This window comes from Mycobacterium sp. Marseille-P9652 (assembly GCF_902652685.1).
GTDB lineage: Bacteria > Actinomycetota > Actinomycetes > Mycobacteriales > Mycobacteriaceae > Mycobacterium.
Window position 1 is genome coordinate 172,407 of record NZ_CACRUY010000003.1, and the last position, 17,717, is coordinate 190,123.

The window sequence follows — 17,717 nt, forward strand, 5'->3', positions numbered from 1 at the left end:
TGGCGTTGCGGGAGGTTGAACGGTGCGGAAACGGCGACTGACGTCACCCGCGCGCGACGGGGTCGGCGATGCGCTCAGCCGAGCTCGGCGCTCACGTAGCTGATCGCGCCGCGGAACGTGGCGAGTATCTCGTTGTCGGGCACGGCGAACCCGTACCGGGCGTAGACATCCTCGGTGGCGTGCCGGGTCACCCGCCAACCGGTCGAGGTCAGGTGGTCGGCGGCCTGGCGCCGTTCGCCGGCCCACACCAACTCGGCGACGTCGATGTCGAGGCCGTGCTTGCGCCAGCCGCTCCGCAACGCGCGGGCGCGCTCGTCGGTGAACACGGACATGTCGGCGATGTTCTCGGTCGCCAGCCGGCTCCCGGGCGCGCTCAGCGAGGTGATGTTGTCCAGCAGCCGATCCTGGGCCTCCGGCGGCAGGTAGGGCAACAGCCCCTCGGCGATCCAGGCGGTGGGCGCCGCGCTGTCGAAGTAGTTGTCGCGCAACGCGCCCGGCCAATCGTCGCGCAGGTCGACGCCCACGGCGCGCCGCTCGGCGGTCGGTTCGGCGCCGAGCTGGGCCAGCGTCACGCCCTTGAAGGCGATCACCTCGGGCTGATCCACCTCGAACACCACGGTGCCCGACGGCCAGGGCAACCGGTACGCCCGCGCGTCCAGCCCGGCGGCCAGGATGACGGCCTGGCGGATGCCGCCGGCCGTGGAATCGAGGAGAAAGTCGTCGAAAAACCTTGTGCGAACGGTGATCTGCTCACGGCGCTGCTGGAACGTCAGGGGCACGTCGTCGTCGTCGAGCGGTATCTCGCCGTCGAGCATGCGGACGAAGAACGGGTGACCGACCGCGCGGACCAGCGGCTCGGCGAAACGGTCGTCGAGCAGCGGGTCCGGCCCGCGCGACGCCAGCGCCCGCGCCGACGCGACCATCGTCGCGGTCGCCCCCACGCTGGAGGCCAGATCCCAGCTGTCGCCGTCCGAGCGCGCCGAACCACCCGATGACAAGGCTCACCCCTCTCGTCACTGTCCAGTGGATGTGCAGATCCTAACGGGCGCCCGCGCGAGACGGGCCGACGTGGTCACACCGTCTCTCGGGCCGACGCGGCCGAACAGACGGCGGCTGAAGGAGTCGAGATTCGTTTGCTGAGGGCACCCTTGGTCTGGCCGTGGCCGTGCCATACCGGTCGCCGGTCGCCCTCCGGTAGGCTCCGAAGATCAGTCTGCAGGATCGCGCTCCCATCAGCGCCGAAGAGCAAACCGCCTGGGCGAGCCAGCCGCCCCGCGGCGCCTCGGCTTTGCTCCGCCAGAGAGGAACGGCGGGTGGGTGCTGATGACAGCACCGCGCAATCGCCGGCCGCCAAGGAGGCCGCCGTGTTCGCCGCCGACGACGAACTGCGGCCCGATCTCGCCAAGGTCGATTGGTCGGCGACCCCGCTAGGATCGCCGCTCGGCTGGCCACAAAGCCTGCAGACCGCGGTCAACACTGTGCTGTCCTCGCGCTTCTCCATGTGGATGGCGTGGGGTCCGGAACTCACCTTCTTCTGCAACGCGGCCTACCGCCACGCCACCCTCGGCCGCAAATACCCCTGGGCCCTGGGCCGTCCCGCGCGGGAGGTTTGGGCGGAGATCTGGACCGACATCGGCCCGCGCATCGAGCAGGTGCTCTCGACCGGGCAGGCGACGTGGGACACGGCGCTGCAGCTGTTCCTCGAGCGGTCGGGATACGCCGAAGAGTCGTATCACACGTTCTCCTACAGTCCCCTGCGCGACGAGGACGGCCACGTGGCCGGCATGCTCTGCGTCGTCAGGGAGGACACCGAGCAGGTGATCGCGGAGCGGCGGATGGCCACGCTGCGCGACCTCGGCTCCGACCCGAGCGTGGTGCGCACCGAAGACCAGATGCTGGCGTTCGCCGGCCGCCAACTCAGCCGGAATCAGCAGGATCTGCCGTTCACTCTCATCGGCCTCTTCGACGACACCGGCGGGGCCCGGCTCGCGGGGTTCAGCGGGATCGAGGCCGACCATCCGGCCGCCCGGGCCCTGCTGACGGCGGCCCGCTCCCTGGTGTGGACCGCCGAAGAGTCACCCCGCAACGAGTCGATGGTGATCGCACTCGACGACGACCTCCCGGCCGGCCTGCCGACCGGAGCCTGGCCGGATCCGCCGCTGCAGGCGCTGGTGGTTCCGCTGTCTCAGCAGGGCGCCGCCCCCTACGGCGTCCTGGTCGCCGCGCTGAACCGCTACCGTCCGCTCGACGAGGGCTATCGCGCGTTCCTCCAACTGGTCGGGGCGCACCTTGCGGCGGGAATCGGCAGCGCCCGCAGCTACCAGGCCCAGCAGCGACGCGCCGAGGAGCTGGCGGAGCTTGACCGGGCTAAGACCACGTTCTTCTCCAACATCAGCCACGAGCTGCGCACCCCGCTGACCCTGATCCTGGGACCGCTGGCCGAATTGCGTTCGCACACGGCGCAACTCGATGAGCAGACGCGTGGAGAACTCGAGATCATCCACCGCAACGGGCTGCGCCTGATGAAGCTCGTCAACACGCTGCTGGACTTTTCGCGCATCCAGGCCGGCCGCATGCAAGCCCATTACGAGCCGATCGATTTGGCCGGCGTCACCGCGGACCTGGCCAGCATCTTCCGGTCGGCCGTCGACCGGGCGGGGCTCGAGTTGCGGGTCGACTGCCCACCGCTGGACGAGCCGGTGTACCTCGACCGCGACATGTGGGAGAAGGTGGTGCTCAACCTGCTGTCCAACGCGCTGAAGTTCACCTTCCAGGGCTCGATCACCGTCGCCGTCCGCCGCGAGGGCCCCGACGCGGTCGTCACGGTCAGCGACACCGGGATCGGCGTTCCCGCAACGGAACTCCCGAGGCTCTTCGACCGGTTCCACCGCATCGAGACCCCCTACGCCCGCTCCTCGGAAGGCAGCGGGATCGGCCTTGCCCTCGTCAAAGAGCTGGTCGGGTTGCACGAGGGCAGCATCGCCGTCGACAGCACCGAGGGCCTGGGCACCACCTTCACGGTCCGGCTGCCGCTGGGCGTCGCGCACCTGCCGGCCGACGCCGTCTCCGCCGCCGAAACGTCGCGCGGCGGCTCGGGCAGCGCCGAACCGTACGTGCAGGAGGCCCTGCGCTGGGTGGCCAGCGACGTCGACGCCACGTCGGCCGACGGCCCCGAAGTGGGGCTGGCACCGGTCAGCGCGGCCAGCCAGGTGTGGAGCTCGGGACCGCCGCCGCGGGTGCTGATCGCCGACGACAACATCGACATGCGCGAGTACCTGGGCCGTTTGTTGGGCGCGGCCGGCTACGAGGTCGACTCCGTCAGCGACGGCGTGCGCGCGCTCGAGTCGGTTCGAAACAGCGCCCCGGACCTCGTGGTCAGCGACGTGATGATGCCCCGGCTCGACGGCATGGCGCTGGTGAAGGCACTGCGCTCGGACGCGCGGACGGCCGCGGTGCCGGTGCTGCTGCTCTCGGCGCGGGCCGGGCAGGAGGCGTCCATCGAGGGCTTGCGCGCCGGCGCCGACGACTACCTGGTCAAGCCCTTCGTCGCCGCGGAGCTGCTGGCCCGCGTGCGCGCCAACATCGAACTCGCGCGGCTGCGCAACCACCAGGCGCGGTGGCGCAGCGCGTTGATCGAGTCGATCCAGGAGGCGTTCTTCGTGTGCGACGAGCGCGGCGCCGTCATCGAGATCAACGCCGCCTTCGCCCACGTCCTCGGGTACGGGCAGGACGGCATCCCCTACCAGCCGATGCACCCGTGGTGGCCCGATCCGGAGACCGACCGCGATGCCCACCTGCAGTGCGCCGGGTTGTTCGCGGCCTTGTCGGGGGAGGCCAGCGGCACCTACGTCGTGCCCGCCGTGCACCGCGACGGTCATCGGCTGTGGATCCGGACCGCCGTCAACCACGCCCGGGACCCCGACACCGGCCGCCGGGTCGTCGTCGGCACGTTCCGCGACGTCACCACCGAGCACTACACGGTGCAACGACAGAGTGCCCTGGCCGAGCTCAACGAGCAACTCGCGCAGGCGGATTCGGTCGACGACGCCCTGTCGGCCGCCGTCCGCGGGCTGCGCAAGCTGTGGCGGGCCCGCCTGGTGCTTGCCGCCACGTTCCCCGCACCCGCCCCCGACTCGGCGTCGGGATCGGATGAACCGAGCCTGGTGTCGGACGGGGAGCCGTCGCGCTGGGCGGACCTGCCGGCAGCCACCCGGGACGCGATCACCTCGCTGCGTGACGGGCACATGCTGATCACCGACGCGACCACTCGGGAGACGGCCGGCATCGCGCTGCAACATCCCCGCGGCGTCCTGGTGATCTGGGTCGAACTCGCCCGGTACCGGCCGTTCACCGGCGACGACCAAACGCTGCTGACGGTGCTGGCCGGCCGCCTGGGCCAGGGCCTGCAACGGGTGCATCAGATCGACCAGCAGCGCGAAACCGCGCTGGCCTTGCAGCACGCGATGCTCGGCCCCGCCGTGCTGCCTTCGGGATTCGCGGTGCGCTACCAGCCCGCGACCCGGCCCCTGCAGATCGGCGGCGACTGGTATGACGTCGTCGACCTCGGCGACGGGCGGCTGGCGTTGATCGTCGGGGATTGCGTGGGCCACGGCCTGACGGCGGCGACGGTGATGGGTCAGCTCCGCAGCGCCTGCCGCGCCCTCCTGCTCGAGAACCCCAGTCCCAGCGCCACTCTCGAGGCGCTCGACCGCTTCGCGGCGCAGCTGCCCGGCGCCGCATGCACCACGGCGTTCTGCGCCGTGCTCACCAGCGAGACCGGCGAGTTGATCTACGCCAGCGCGGGCCATCCACCGCCGGTGGTGGTCGACGCCGATCGCACGATCCGGTTGCTCGACGAGGGCCGCAGCATCCCCCTCGGGCTGCGGCTTCGGCAGGACTGGCCGCGCCCACAGGCCCGGATCACCCTTCCGGCGCGCGCCACCCTGCTGCTCTACACCGACGGCCTCGTCGAGCGCCGCCGCGTCCCGCTGGACGACGGCATCGCCCAGGCGGCGGAGATCGTCCGGGACGGCGGCGCGTCCTCGCTGGAAGAGCTTGCGGGCGAACTCATGTCGAGCCTCGCGCCCGACGGCGGATATCAGGACGACGTCGCCATGCTGCTCTACCGCCAACCGCCCCCGCTGGAAGCGGATTTCGAGGCCGACGTCAACCACCTGGCCAGCACCCGCGCCGCCCTGCGGACCTGGCTGAAACGCGCCGGGGTGGACGCGGATCAGACGCTGAGTGTGCTCATGGCCGCGGGCGAGGCTGTCGCGAACGCGATCGAGCACGGGCACCGCAACGGCCCCGGCACGGTTACCCTGTACGCGACGGCGCTTGCCGACCAGGTCCGGGTGACGGTCTCCGACACCGGCAGCTGGAAGACACCGCAACAGGCCGCCGATTCTCACCGCGGCCGGGGCATCACCCTCATGCGGGGGCTGATGAACGACGTCAGCATCAAGCCGGGCACGGCCGGCACCGGCGGCACAGTGGTCGAGTTGCGGGCGAGGCTCACCTGATGGCCACGCCCTTGATCCTCTCCGCCACCCGTCGGACCGACGGCACGCGCGTGCTGATCGCGCGGGGCGAGCTGGACCTCAGCAACATCGACCAGTTCATCGAGGCGCTGCGGGAGGCCACCGCCGACGGGGGGACGGTCACGATCGACCTGAGCCAGGTGGAATACCTGGACAGCGCCGCGATCAACACCCTCTTCGCGCATGTCGGCCACATCGAGATCGTCGCGAACCGGGTGTTGATGCCGCTCCTGCAGTTCAGCGGCCTCGCCGACGTGGTGACGGTGCGGCCCCCGCTCTGACATCCGGCGGAATAAGCGGGGCGGGGTGCTCGTTGGTTCCGGTCGGCGGTGTCGTGCGTTCCCCCGGGTACCACACCAGAACCGTCGCTTCGAGCGACCACTTGCCGAGAGGCGTGAACACGGCACCGCCCCCTCTCTTGTTCCGGCGACTTGTTTCCCGGCTTGTTTCGATGGGCGCGATTCGGTCGAACCTCACCGGAGACATCGACCAACGTTCGAGGAGATCTCCGGTGGATCAGCAGAACAACATCGACCCCGCGCCGACGCCCGAGGACGCCAGGAAGGCGACCGAGGAGCAGCGCGAATTGCAGGAGCAGCTGGAGCAGCGGGACAACGACCCGGACGCGCCGGGTCGCCATCAGTCCCACCACGACCTGGCCGACGAGAGCACCCGCTGACGGCTACCTCGCCTGCTCGCCGTCGAGCCGGTCCATGAGCCACGGCAGTGTCGCCGTGAATGCCGTTGCCGCTGAGGGTATTCGACGATGTCGCAGTCGATTCCCCTGGCGGCGCCCAGCGCACACAGGGATTCGGCGGCGGCCTGACCCACGCCCGCCTTCTTGCCCGCCCTCGACACCGCGAAGAGGCCGGACAGGTCGGCGTACGGTCCGTGCCGGGCGATCGCGGTGCCGGGATCGAACCTCGACCACTGTTCCGCGTCGCCCCCGAAGAGCCGATCGATGGTCTGCTCGCGGGTGCCGGCATTCGGACCGAGGTCGCCGCCGATGTCGACGAACGCGCTGAACAGCTCGGGGTGCATGACCGCGAAGTCGACCGCGCAGGTGCCCCCGGAAGAGAATCCCACCACGCCCCATTTCCCCTGTCCCCCAACGTCGAAGGCGCGCTGCACCGCGGGCACCACGTCGTCGGTCACATGGTCGGCGGCGTTTCCCCGCGACCCGTTGACACATTCGGTGTCGACGGCGAAACCGCCGCTCGGGTCGGCGAAGACGACGGCGGGGGCCCGCCCGGCGTGTGCCGAGGCGAACGCGTCCAGGGTGTAAACCGCGTCACCGGCGCGAATCCAGTCGGCCGGGGTGTTGAATTCGCCGCCGATCATCGCGATCGCGGGGAGCCGCGGTGGCGCCGCGGCGAACCAGGCCGGCGGAAGGTACACCCACTCGGTGCGGTGGCGAAAACCCGATCCGCCCGTCCCGGTGTCGACGGCCAGCACCGCGCCGCGTTGCGGCGCAACCCCTTTGGCCTTGAAGGCCCGGACCGTTTGCAGGTCGGTCTGATCCGGCAGCCGGCCGCCGGTGAGCTGGCCCCACGCCGACGAGACCGTCGGGAAGTAGCCCAACCACCCGTTGATCGTAAGCCCGGTGCACAGCAGGCAGAACGACCACGCGAACGCGGCCGCGTTCCGGCGCCACCAGCCCGCGCCGCGCCAACCGAATACCGCCGCGGCGGTCGCTACCCCCACCAGGCACACCCACCCCCACATCCGCCACGGCGGAGGCTCGCTCGCCAGTCCGAGGTTGCTGTAGCACTCATGGGCCACGCTGCCGGTTGCCGCCCCCACCGCCGCGGCCAGGGGCACCCAGAGGGTCCGCCAGCGCCGGCCCCGCCGGACGATGACATAGGCCAGCGCCGCGCCGGTGATCACCTGCAGGGCCACGGGGATCGGACCGTGCATGAGCGACGCGCGCCCGAGATCTGGGATAAGCAGTTGCCGACCGCCCGGTCGTCGGGGTGTCGGGAGTCATTGCGACCCGCGGCACCGTTGTCATGGGTGGCAGGCTGATACCCCGGCGCCGGTGCCGGAAAACGCTGGCCGACGACCGCATTCGCTGGTCGCGCGCCGGTTGCCGCGGGGCCGGGTGAATTGACCATGGCAGGATGTTTCGGTGTTGTCGTTGCGTGGCGCCGCGCAGTAGCTGAGGTGGTGGGGGTGGGCGAGGATCCGGCGGTGGGTCGGCCGGCCGATTCGCGGGTGGGCTCGCTGTTCGGCCCCTATCGGCTCACGCGGCTGCTGGGGGCCGGGGGTTTCGGCGAGGTGTACGAGGCCGAGGACACCGCGATGCACCGCGTAGTGGCGCTGAAGGTGTTGAGCGGCACCTTCTCCCAGGACCCGGTGTTCCGTGAGCGCTTGTTCCGCGAGGCGCGCACGGCCGGGCGGCTGCGCGAACCGCACGTGCTGCCCATCCACGGGTGCGGGGAGATCGATGGCCAGGTCTACATCGACATGCGGCTGGTCCGCGGCGTCGACCTGGCGACTCTGCTGCAACGCGAGGGCCCCCTGGAGCCGGGCCGGGCGGTGTCCATCGTGCGGCAGGTCGCCGACGCGCTGGACGCCGCCCATGCCGAGACCGTGATCCATCGCGACGTGAAACCCGCCAACATCCTGCTGGCCGGTGACGGCTTCGCCAGCCTCGTCGACTTCGGGTTGGCGAACGCCGCGGGGGACGCCAGGCTCACCAAGCCCGGCACCGCCGTCGGCACCTTCGACTACGTCGCGCCCGAACGGCTCACCGGCGAGCCCGTCGACCACCGCTGTGACGTCTACGCGCTCGCCTGCGTCCTCTACGAACTCCTGACCGGTCGCGCCCCGTATTCGGCGCACCGCGAACTGCCCGAGCTGATGGCCGCGCACATGACCGCCCCGATCCCCGTGCCCAGCCGCCAGCGACCGGGAATCCCCGCGGGATTCGACGCCGTCGTCGCCCGCGGCATGGCCAAGAACCCCGGCGACCGCTACCAGAGCGCAGGCCAACTCGCCGCCGCCGCGGAGGCGGTGGTGGCGCCCGCGCGCCGCGGTCCCGCGGTGTCGACGACGCAACCCTGGGAATCGACGCCGGCGCCGCCCCCCGCCCAGCATCCGTCCCCGGCCGTCGGCCCGCCGCCGCCGCGCCGCGGGTCGCGCCGTCGCCTGCTCACGATCGTGGCCGCGCTCGCCGTCGTCGTCGCGACCGCCGCCACCGTGGCGGCCATCGCGATCACCCATCGGCGCGGTCCGGCCCAGCAGGCCGCCTCTCGGCCGCGGCCCTCGTCGACGGCTCCCGTCACCCTGCCGTTCCCCAAGCTTGCCCTTCCCCGCGGCGTCGCGTTGGACGGCCGGGGCACCATCTACGTCGCCGAACTGACACCCCACTCCCCGAACGGACGCATCCTCGAACTGGCCGAAGGCCGCGACGCTCCCGTGGAGTTGCCCTTCGGGGACCTGTTCGCCGAAGGTGTCGCTGTCGACGCCCACGACAACGTGTACGCCACCGACACGCACGCGTCCGCGGTTTGGCAGTTGACGCCCGGGGCCCGGGGCCCGCATCTCATGCCGTTCGGGCCCCTCGGGAACCCGGTGGGCGTGGCCGCCGGCAAGGACGGGAGCGTCTACGTCGCCGACCAGGCCCTGAAGGAGGTGCTCAAGCTGTCGGCCGGTGACACGCAGCCCACGCGGCTGATGCCCACCACCCCCCTTGACTCACCGGTGGGCATCGCGGTCGATGGCGACAGCAACGTCTACGTCGTCGACAGCGGCGGCCGGCATGTGCTGAAGCTCGGCGCCGGCGCCTCCATCCCCACCGAACTGCCCTTCGGGGGCCTCGACGCGCCCTACGGCGTGGCCGCCGCCAAGGATGGGACGGTATACGTCTCCGATCCGTTCAAGCATCGGGTGTGGAAGTTGCCCTCCGGCGCGGCGGCGTCCGCCGAGCTGCACTTCCCGGGGCTGAACTACCCGCGCGGGTTGGCCACCGATGAGGCCGGCGAGATCTATGTGGTCGACTGCAACAACGCCGACAGCTGCACGGACGGCAGGGTCCTGGAACTGGGTGCGGGAGCGTGATCACCGATATGTCGACGGCGGGGGGCCGGCGTGGTCGATGAACCGACCGATACCCATCCTTCCGGCCCGCGCGCCGGCTCCCGGTTCGGCCCGTACCTGCTGAGGCGCCTCTTGGGCCGGGGCGGGTTCGGCGAGGTCTACGAGGCCGAGGACACCGCGATGCATCGCGTGGTGGCCCTGAAGCTGTTGTCCAGCAGCTACTCTCACAACCCGGCGTTCCGGGAGCGGCTGTTTCGCGAGGCCCGCACAGCGGGACGGCTGCACGATCCGCACGTCGTGCCCGTCCACAGCTGCGGCGAGATCGACGGCCAGCTCTACATCGACATGCGGCTCATCGACGGCACCGACCTGCAGGGCGTGCTCGACCGCGAGGGGGCGCTGGACCCGGGGCGGGCGGTGGCCATCACCCGCCAGATCGCCTCCGCGCTGGACGCCGCGCACGCCGAGCGGGTGATCCACCGCGACGTCAAGCCCGCCAACATCCTGCTGGGCCGCAACGACTTCGCCTCGCTGGTCGACTTCGGCCTGGCGAACGCGGCCACCGACACCAAGCTCACGAGCGAGGGCACCACCATCGGCTCGTTCGCTTACCTCGCGCCGGAGCGACTCACCAACGGCCAGGTCACCCCCGCCGCCGACATCTACGCCCTGGCCTGTGTGCTCTACGAATGTCTGACCGGATCGCACCCGTTCCCGGGCCGCGACGAAATCCCGTCGCTGGTGGCCGCCCACCTGACCGCGCCGATCCCCCTGCCCAGCCGGCAGCGGCCGGGGCTTCCCGTGGGCTTCGACGAGGTGATCGCGCGCGGCATGGCCAAGAACCCCGGCGAGCGCTATCGCAGCGCCGGCGAGCTCGCCGCCGCGGCCCAACGCGCACTGCACACCGGCGCACCCGAACAGGGATGGGCGAGCGCGCCGACCACGCAGCCGTGGCAGCAGGATCGTGACCGCACGGTTCCGAGGGCGGCCCCGCCGGCATTCCACCCGCCGGCGAAACCTCGAAAAGCCCGGCGCCGCATCGTCATTGCCGTCGTCATCGCGGCGGTCATCGCCGCCTCCATCGCCGCGGTCGCCCTGGTCCGCGTCGGCAATCGGTCCACTTCCCCCGGCGGCGCGCCCGGCGCCACCACGACGTCGCGTTCGGCCGCCGCGACGAGCACCGCCCCGCCGCTCAACGCGACGCCGTTGCCGGTCGTGGGGACCGGCGATCTCCTGGGCGTGGCCGTGGACGACCGGGGTGACATCTACGTGGTCGACGAAATCGCGAAGCGCGTGCTCGAACTTCCCGTCGGCGCCACCGCGGCCCGGGAGTTGCCCTTTCCTCCCCTGGAGGACCCGAAACGCGTCGCGGCAGACGGGGCCGGAAACGTCTATGTCGTCGACTGGACCAAGAGCAACGGCGCCGGGCGCGTGTGGAAGCTGCCGCCCGGCGCAACGGGCGCAACGGAATTGCCCTTCGGCCGGATCCGCCCCGAGGATGTCGCAACCGACGCGGCCGGGAACGTGTACACCGCAAGCGTCGACCGGGTGCTCGAACTGCCCGTGGGCGCCACCAATCCGACGGTGCTCCCCCTCGGCAGCGGGTACTTCACCAGCGTCGCGGTCGACAAGACGGGCAACGTCTACGCCGCCGACCGCGGCCGGGTGTTCAGGCTTAGGCCCGGCGCCCCGACCGCGGATCAGCTGCCGTTCGCCGCGCTCGGCTCGGCCCATGGGCTGGCGGTCGACGCGCGCGGCGACGTCTATGTGCTCGACAACGCGAACCTCATGGGGCGGGTGATCAGGCTTCCCGCCGGGGCGAACACATCAATACAGTTGTTCGCCACCGAAAGTCAGGAATTCGGCGGAATCGCGCTCGACGAGGCCGGCAACCTCTACCTGACCGAGAACAAGCGCCTGCTCAAGCTTGCGGTCGCGTGATGGGACGCGCCAGCCAAACCCACCCCCGGCCGCGGATCGGGGCCGGCACGTGAGCACCGACCTGCGGACGGTGCTGGCGCGCGGGCCGATGGAGCCCGCGCGGGCCGTCGACCTGGTGTGCCAGATCGCCGCGGCAATCGACCACCTCCACGCCACCGAGTCGCTCCATCGCGAGGTCACGACGGCCACCATCCTGCTGTCCGACGACGGGCGCGCCTACCTGGCGGATCCCCGGGCGTTCCCGTCGCCACAGCAGCGGTCCCCCGAAGGGATGCGCAACAGCGAGGCAAGCTACCGCGCCGACATCTACGCCCTGGCCGGCGTTCTCTACGAGTGCCTCACCGGCTTCCCCCCGATGCCGATCGTCGTGCCTCCCAGTCAGCGCCGGCCCGGCATCCCGCCCGAGTTCGACCGCGTGATCGCCCGTGGCATGGCCCCCAATCCCGGCGAGCGTTATGGCAGCGCCGCGGAGCTGGCCGACGCCGCCCGGCACGCCCTGGCCACCGCGCACCATGACGGACCGAGCAATCGGCTCACGAGACCCTCTGCGCCCGGCGGGTATCCGTCCCACGGCCACGCCGAATGGCAACCCCTGCCCTCTCCCGTCGCGCGGCCGAGGCGACGGCGACGCGTGCTCATCGCCGTGCTCGCGGTCGTCGCCGTGGCCCTGATCGGGACCGCGGCCGCCGTCGCCGTTCCCCGCCTCACCCGTCATTCGGACACCACGCCGAGCCAGCACACCTACACCGCCGCGCCCACGCCCCTGCCGTTCCCCGACCTGAACCAGGCCCAGAGCATCGCAGTCGATGCCGCCGGAGGTGTCTACGTCCTCGGGTCGCTGACTCCGGGCGTCGCAGAGGGTGATCTGGGGACACGCCGGCTCTTCACGCTGCCCCCGTCCGCCACCAGCCCGACCGCGAAAACCGTGCCGGGCATCGATTTCCGCCTGGCGTCCGACATGGCCACCGACGGCGCCGGCAACCTCTACCTGTGCGACGGAACGAGCGTTTGGGAGCTCGCGCCGGGCGCGCCCAGCCCGATCCGGCTGCCGTTCCGCGGATTCGTGAACATCCAGGCCATCGCCGTCGATGCGGCAGGTACCGCCTACGCGGCCGGCGACGAGGCCGGCGGCGGCCTGGACGTCAAGTACGGAGTGAAGAGGCTGGCCCCGGGAGACACCCGCTCAACAGACCTTCCCTTCGCCGACGTGGACCTGCCGCGCGCGGTGGCGGTCGACAAGGCCGGCACCGTCTACCTCGGTGACACCATCCGGGGCACCGGGAAGGGCCGGGTCCGCAAACTCGTGGCCAACGCCGACACCCCGACCGCCCTCTCCTTCCCGGGCCTGCTCGAAGCCAGTCGGTTTGCGATCGACTCCGCCGGAAACCTCTTCGTCGCCGACGCCTGGCAGAAGACGGCCGGGTTGTTCGAGCTGCCGGCCGGTGGGACGACCGCCACGAAAGTGCCTGTCTCCGAGCGCGCTTCCACCGTGGCCGTCGACTCGGCCGACAACCTCTACATCGCCGAGAACGCCACGCTCGACAGGAACAACCGGATCGTGAGGCCGGGGCAGGTGTTGAAGTTCGCCCCCGACCGATGATTCACCGGAACAGTCGTTCGCCAACGATTCGACGTGTCGGGAAACGGGTACTTACCGCCTCATAGCAGAGTGAAGGGACGCAGCCGATGGCGGTGGAACGCGGTCGTACCCGTTGCCCGAGGTGCATGGCCTGGGCCGACTATCGATTCCTGGACCGCGGGGCGAACACCCTCGAGTACGAGGTCCGATGCGCGGCCTGCGGTCACCTGCACTCCGAAGTCAACGTCCTCTCGACTCAGAGGACGGCAGCGGCCTGACCCGGTTGACCTATCGCCAGGCGAACACCGGCTGCTCGAACTCTCCGACCGGGTCGTCGCGGCCCTCGAGGCACAGCCACCGCAGCTGCAACAGCACGGCGCCCGTCGGTGCGTGAATGAGGTCGTTCCCCAACGGAATCTGCACCACCGGCCGCTGGCTCTCCGGGATGCTGATGAAGCGCGGGGAGTCGTCGCGCTGCAATTCGTGCAGACCCACCCGGTAGACCGCCACCACCTCCTGCGGCGCCGGCCGCGGGTCGAGCCGGCCGCCGCCCCAGATCACCACCGGCGTGATGACGTACCCGGACCGCGTCGCGTAGTCGTCGAGCAGGCCGAGCACCGACGAGTCGGGAAGCGCGACGCCGACCTCCTCACTCAACTCCCGCAGCGCCGCGTCGACGACGGTCTCACCGGGGTCGAGACGACCGCCCGGCAGCGCCCACTGCGCGGCATGCGACGTCAGACGTGCCGCCCTGCGGCACAGCAGGAACGCCGCACCGCCCGAGACGTTGACCATGCGGCCGTCGAGGCCGGCCTCCGGCATCGGCCGGTCGGCGTTCCATTCGTCGACCGGCGCGGGGTCCACCCTGTCCTCCCCGACGCGCGAATCCACCAGCACCACCGCGACGGCCGCGTGCCGCTTGCTCGCGTCGGTCACCGTGCGGCGGTCGTGCGCCTTCAGGTGCGCCCGAACCCGCTCGCGGAGCGCCTCGTCGTACCGGATGGTCACTGCTCGACTATAGGCAGGGGGCGGCGTAGCGCGTCCGGCGACGAGGAGCGGGAGATCTCGTGGACCCTAATGCTCAAATACCGAGGACCTTCGGCCCTGAATCATCGGTCCGGCCGTCCGTAGGGTCTTAAATCAGCGACGGATCGGAGAAGGTTGCGTCTTGTCCTTCGCCAGGCGACAAAGGGATTGCAACCTCCGTGTTAAGAAGCCAGCCCGGTCCTCCGTCGCCGCCCCTCAAGCGGACGGTTTCGTCACCAGAAGACGCAGCTGAGGCCGCCGGGAATCGGCCTTCGACTCTGGTTCGGGCCGACGCAGATCACCGGCGAGATCCTGGTAGTCCCACGCCAGGTCCGATATTTCGCGAGCGGCCCGCGCCACGGCCGTCGAGACGAACCCCACCACGCGCACCATGCGGGTGATGGTCGCGTCCACGGCATCGAAGGCGACGTCCGCGACTCGGCCTATTTCTCGCTCCAGCATCGAAAAGCTCTCCATGTCCGCACGGTGCACCAGTCCATCGGTGAACAACCGTATACCTTAGCGCCCCACCTGCCGGTCCACCAAAGCTATATCAAGAAGCTTGACTCATATCAGCTAGGCTGATATACAGGGGTCATGACTCAGCCGACTCAAGAGATGTTCGAATCCGCCTACCGCGGCGAGGCCGCGGAAATGGGCGAGGGCACCCGGCCACCGTGGAGCATCGGCGAACCGCAGCCCGAAATCGCCGCACTGATCGACGCCGGGAAGTTCCACGGCGTCGTGCTCGACGCCGGATGCGGCGAGGCCGCGGTGTCGCTGCACCTGGCCGAGCGGGGCTTCACCACCGTCGGCCTGGACCAGTCCCCCACCGCCATCGCGCTGGCGCGCGAGGAGGCGGCCAGGCGGGGGCTGACGAATGCGACCTTCGACGTCGCGGACATCAGCGCCTTCACTGGGTACGACGGTCGCTTCAACACGATCGTCGACTCCACCCTTTTCCACTCAATGCCGCTCGAGTTGCGGGAGGGGTATCAGCAGTCGATCGTGCGGGCCGCCGCGCCCGGGGCGTCGTACTTCGTGCTGGTCTTCGACCGCGCCGGCATGCCGCCAGACGGACCGGTCAATGCGGTCACCGAGGACGAGTTGCGCGCGGTGGTGTCCAAGTACTGGGTGATCGACGAGGTTCGCCCGGCCCGTATTCACGCAAACGTGCCCGACGAGTTCGTCGAGGGTTTCCGCGCCTTCTCCGGCGCCGACATCCGCGACGAGGGCAACGGCCGCAAGTCGATCGGCGCCTGGCTGCTGTCGGCCCACCTCGGCTGAGCCTCGTTGTTCCGAAGGATTGGTTGCCGCGCAACATTTTTCGGGGCATTCGCGAAGATTCGTTTGTAGCCTCAGTTTGGCCGCGGGCGGGTGCGGGGTTCGAAGTTTCACGAGGGGGTAAACCCTCCGCATGAATCTGCATGACGCCCTGGGCAGCGCCGAACGGATCAAAGCGCTCGATCCGCCGGCCTCCGCCGCATCACACATCGCCGGCCGGCTGATCGGCCATGGCCGCCTGGCCCGCGCCCTGCGCGGCTCCTGGCTCGGCCACCCCGTGCATCCGCTGTTGGTCACGCTGCCGATCGGCACCTGGATGACGTCGGTGGTCTTCGACGTGGTGTTCCGGGACGTCGCGACCGCCCGCCGACTCGTCGCGGTCGGGCTCGCCGCGACCCCGCCGACCCTGCTGGCCGGTTGGGCCGACTACGTGCTGCTCGGTCGGCGGCAGCAGCGTGTGGGCCTGGTGCATGCGGCGTCGAACTTCGTGGGGGTCGTCATGTTCTCGCTCGCCTACCGGGCCTACCGGCGGGAGCGGCTGGGCGCGGCGCGGGCCTTCACGCTGCTGGGCCTGACCGTGCTGAGCGTGGGCGGTGCCCTCGGCGGGCACCTGTCGTACGCCCAGGGCGCCGGCGTGTTCCGGTGGCAACCGCTGCGCGCGGCGACCCACCGCAGCCCCATCGAATACCAGCGCGCCGCCTGACGAACTCGCGTGGACGCTCGTCAGCCGTCGCGGTGGCGGATCAGATAGCCCCAGTTGCGGGGCACCCTGCCGCGCGGGCCGGGGGCTGTTTGGTCCTCGGGACGACATTCCGGTGGGGCGAGTTCCGGCCCGTCGTAGTAATCGTTGGTGTCGTAGTTCCAGAACCAGTCCTCGCCCGGCTCGAACGACCGGATAACGGGGTGACCCGTGTTCTTCCAGTGCGCCGTCGCGTGCCGGGCGAGGGACTCGTCGCAGCACCCGATGTGCCCACAGGCGGCACAGCGCCGCAGGTGAACCCACCAACCGCCGACGGCTTCGCACTCCACGCATCCCGTGCCGCTGGGTGGAACCGAGGGGTCGACCGGCGCAGTCATCGCGATCCCTTTCCGGCCGATGGCGGTAGCAGCATTGTAGGTCGGCCGTCGCGAGAGCATCGGGCAGCGAGGAGTGTCGGCCGGCATTGCCGCTGTGCGCGCACGCTAGGGTGCTGTGGTCGGCCTCATCAACAAGCCGATAGACAAGTTGAGCGAATTCATGACCGCAGCAGTAGAAGAGTCGGAGCTGCAAGCGCGGGTCGGCCATTACTACCAGATGGACGGCACGTACCTAGTGGGCCGCGAAAAGGTACGTGAGTACGCGCGGGCGGTGCAGGACTACCACCCGGCGCACTGGGATGTCGCCGCCGCCGCGGACCTGGGTTATGCGGGTCTGGTGGCGCCCATGACGTTCACGTCCGTTCCGGGCATGGCCTGCAACCGCCGCTTGTTCGAATCGGTGGTCGTCGGCTACGACACCTACATGCAGACCGAGGAGGTCTTCGAGCAGCACCGCCCGATCGTCGAGGGGGACGAACTGCTCGTCGACGTCGAACTGTCGTCGGTGCGCAGGTTCGCCGGTCGGGACCTCATCACCGTGACCAACACCTTCACCGACACGGCCGGGGAGCGGGTCCATACCTTGCACACCACCGTCGTCGGCATTACTTCCGAGGATGTCGATCCGGCGATCAAGACGGCCGCAGCGAACAAGATGATGCACGACGTCGACATACTCGCAATCCACGAGTCCGACGCCGTCTACCACAAGACCGTGCGCCCCGAAGGCGACGTCCAGATCGCCGACGGCAGCGCGACCCGCACACCGGGGACGCCGTCCTTCGACGACGTGAACGTCGGCGACGAGCTGCCTGTCCACCACGCCCGGCTGTCCCGCGGCGACCTGGTAAACTACGCCGGCGTGGCGGGCGACGCCAACCCGATCCACTGGGACGAGGAGATCGCCAAGCAGGCCGGCCTGCCCGATGTGATCGCCCACGGCATGCTCACCATGGGGCTCGGTTCGGGGTTCGTCTCGGCCTGGACGGGCGATCCCGGCGCGGTGACGCGGTACGCGGTGCGGCTGTCGCAGCCCGCGATCGTGTCGGCGGCGGAGGGCGCCGACGTCGAATTCAGCGGCCGGATCAAATCTTTGGACCCGGAGACGCGCTCCGGGGCGGTCATCGTAGGCGCGAAGTCCGGGGGGCGGAAAATCTTCGGGCTGGCGACGGTGAACGTGCGCTTTCGCTGAGCGGACCTTGACGCGCATCGGCGCGCCGGCGCGGCGA

The 17,717-nt window shown here is 70.4% G+C and carries 14 protein-coding genes; 9 read left to right on the forward strand and 5 right to left on the reverse strand.

From position 1 onward, the window contains the following. Window positions 1–74: 74 nt before the first annotated feature. Window positions 75–998: a class I SAM-dependent methyltransferase gene (locus tag GPY60_RS03505; protein WP_156686231.1), complete on the reverse strand. Its 924-nt coding sequence runs from the start codon at window positions 996–998 to the stop codon at window positions 75–77. 315 nt (window positions 999–1,313) lie between these two features. Here GPY60_RS03505 and GPY60_RS03510 point away from each other — a divergent pair, with 315 nt between their 5' ends. The 3 genes from GPY60_RS03510 to GPY60_RS26520 all read left to right on the forward strand — a co-directional run bounded on the left by GPY60_RS03510 (window position 1,314) and on the right by GPY60_RS26520 (window position 6,219). Then, the gene (locus GPY60_RS03510; protein ID WP_156686232.1) at window positions 1,314–5,522 is read left to right on the forward strand and encodes a SpoIIE family protein phosphatase; all 4,209 of its coding nucleotides are present in this window, start codon (window positions 1,314–1,316) and stop codon (window positions 5,520–5,522) included. Further along, entirely contained in the window at window positions 5,522–5,821 is a 300-nt protein-coding gene (locus GPY60_RS03515; protein WP_156686233.1) for an STAS domain-containing protein, read from the forward strand. The genes GPY60_RS03510 and GPY60_RS03515 overlap by 1 nt, the downstream gene beginning before the upstream one ends. 230 nt (window positions 5,822–6,051) lie before the next feature. Continuing rightward, on the forward strand, window positions 6,052–6,219 hold the full coding sequence (locus tag GPY60_RS26520) for a hypothetical protein (RefSeq protein WP_197283520.1): 168 nt from the start codon (window positions 6,052–6,054) through the stop codon (window positions 6,217–6,219). On the opposite strand, the gene GPY60_RS03520 is transcribed toward GPY60_RS26520, so the two are convergent. Continuing rightward, complete coding sequence (locus tag GPY60_RS03520; RefSeq protein WP_156686234.1) at window positions 6,180–7,457, reverse strand: alpha/beta hydrolase-fold protein; 1,278 nt, start codon at window positions 7,455–7,457, stop codon at window positions 6,180–6,182. The genes GPY60_RS26520 and GPY60_RS03520 overlap by 40 nt on opposite strands. A 255-nt stretch (window positions 7,458–7,712) precedes the next feature. On the opposite strand from GPY60_RS03520, the gene GPY60_RS03525 reads away from it, so the two are divergent. From GPY60_RS03525 to GPY60_RS03535, 3 genes are read left to right on the forward strand one after another with little or no spacing between them, the layout of a single operon-like run. After that, the gene (locus GPY60_RS03525; RefSeq protein ID WP_231639291.1) at window positions 7,713–9,602 is read left to right on the forward strand and encodes a serine/threonine-protein kinase; all 1,890 of its coding nucleotides are present in this window, start codon (window positions 7,713–7,715) and stop codon (window positions 9,600–9,602) included. Window positions 9,603–9,632: 30 nt separating this feature from the next. Continuing rightward, the gene (locus GPY60_RS27485; protein WP_156686236.1) at window positions 9,633–11,522 is read left to right on the forward strand and encodes a serine/threonine-protein kinase; all 1,890 of its coding nucleotides are present in this window, start codon (window positions 9,633–9,635) and stop codon (window positions 11,520–11,522) included. A 49-nt stretch (window positions 11,523–11,571) separates the two neighbouring features. After that, window positions 11,572–13,122: a protein kinase gene (locus GPY60_RS03535; RefSeq protein ID WP_156686237.1), complete on the forward strand. Its 1,551-nt coding sequence runs from the start codon at window positions 11,572–11,574 to the stop codon at window positions 13,120–13,122. A 267-nt stretch (window positions 13,123–13,389) separates the two neighbouring features. Here GPY60_RS03535 and GPY60_RS03540 read toward each other — a convergent pair whose 3' ends face one another. Both GPY60_RS03540 and GPY60_RS03545 read right to left on the reverse strand, forming a co-directional pair. Next, on the reverse strand, window positions 13,390–14,109 hold the full coding sequence (locus GPY60_RS03540) for an NUDIX hydrolase (protein ID WP_156686238.1): 720 nt from the start codon (window positions 14,107–14,109) through the stop codon (window positions 13,390–13,392). Between the two features lie 234 nt (window positions 14,110–14,343). Next, the gene (locus GPY60_RS03545; RefSeq protein WP_156686239.1) at window positions 14,344–14,637 is read right to left on the reverse strand and encodes a hypothetical protein; all 294 of its coding nucleotides are present in this window, start codon (window positions 14,635–14,637) and stop codon (window positions 14,344–14,346) included. 87 nt (window positions 14,638–14,724) lie between these two features. Here GPY60_RS03545 and GPY60_RS03550 point away from each other — a divergent pair, with 87 nt between their 5' ends. Beyond that, window positions 14,725–15,414, forward strand: a complete 690-nt coding sequence (locus GPY60_RS03550) for a class I SAM-dependent methyltransferase (protein ID WP_156686240.1) — start codon at window positions 14,725–14,727, stop codon at window positions 15,412–15,414. A gap of 130 nt (window positions 15,415–15,544) precedes the next feature. Beyond that, window positions 15,545–16,114 (forward strand): DUF2231 domain-containing protein, encoded by a 570-nt coding sequence (locus GPY60_RS03555; protein ID WP_156686241.1) that lies wholly within the window; start codon window positions 15,545–15,547, stop codon window positions 16,112–16,114. Between the two features lie 20 nt (window positions 16,115–16,134). On the opposite strand, the gene GPY60_RS03560 is transcribed toward GPY60_RS03555, so the two are convergent. Then, entirely contained in the window at window positions 16,135–16,488 is a 354-nt protein-coding gene (locus GPY60_RS03560; protein WP_156686242.1) for a UBP-type zinc finger domain-containing protein, read from the reverse strand. A 160-nt stretch (window positions 16,489–16,648) separates the two neighbouring features. Between GPY60_RS03560 and GPY60_RS03565 the strand changes: the two genes are divergently transcribed. Next, window positions 16,649–17,680, forward strand: coding sequence for a fused (3R)-hydroxyacyl-ACP dehydratase subunits HadA/HadB (locus GPY60_RS03565; RefSeq protein ID WP_156686243.1), 1,032 nt, complete (start codon window positions 16,649–16,651; stop codon window positions 17,678–17,680). Window positions 17,681–17,717 lie beyond the last annotated feature (37 nt).

What these genes read in the sequence shown, in the direction of transcription:
- GPY60_RS03515 (WP_156686233.1), top strand. Translation starts at nt 5,522, where the DNA reads ATGGCCACGCCCTTGATCCTCTCCGCCACCCGTCGGACCGACGGCACG.
- GPY60_RS03520 (WP_156686234.1), bottom strand. Translation starts at nt 7,457, where the DNA reads ATGCACGGTCCGATCCCCGTGGCCCTGCAGGTGATCACCGGCGCGGCG.
- GPY60_RS03550 (WP_156686240.1), top strand. Translation starts at nt 14,725, where the DNA reads ATGACTCAGCCGACTCAAGAGATGTTCGAATCCGCCTACCGCGGCGAG.
- GPY60_RS03555 (WP_156686241.1), top strand. Translation starts at nt 15,545, where the DNA reads ATGAATCTGCATGACGCCCTGGGCAGCGCCGAACGGATCAAAGCGCTC.
- GPY60_RS03560 (WP_156686242.1), bottom strand. Translation starts at nt 16,488, where the DNA reads ATGACTGCGCCGGTCGACCCCTCGGTTCCACCCAGCGGCACGGGATGC.
- GPY60_RS03565 (WP_156686243.1), top strand. Translation starts at nt 16,649, where the DNA reads ATGACCGCAGCAGTAGAAGAGTCGGAGCTGCAAGCGCGGGTCGGCCAT.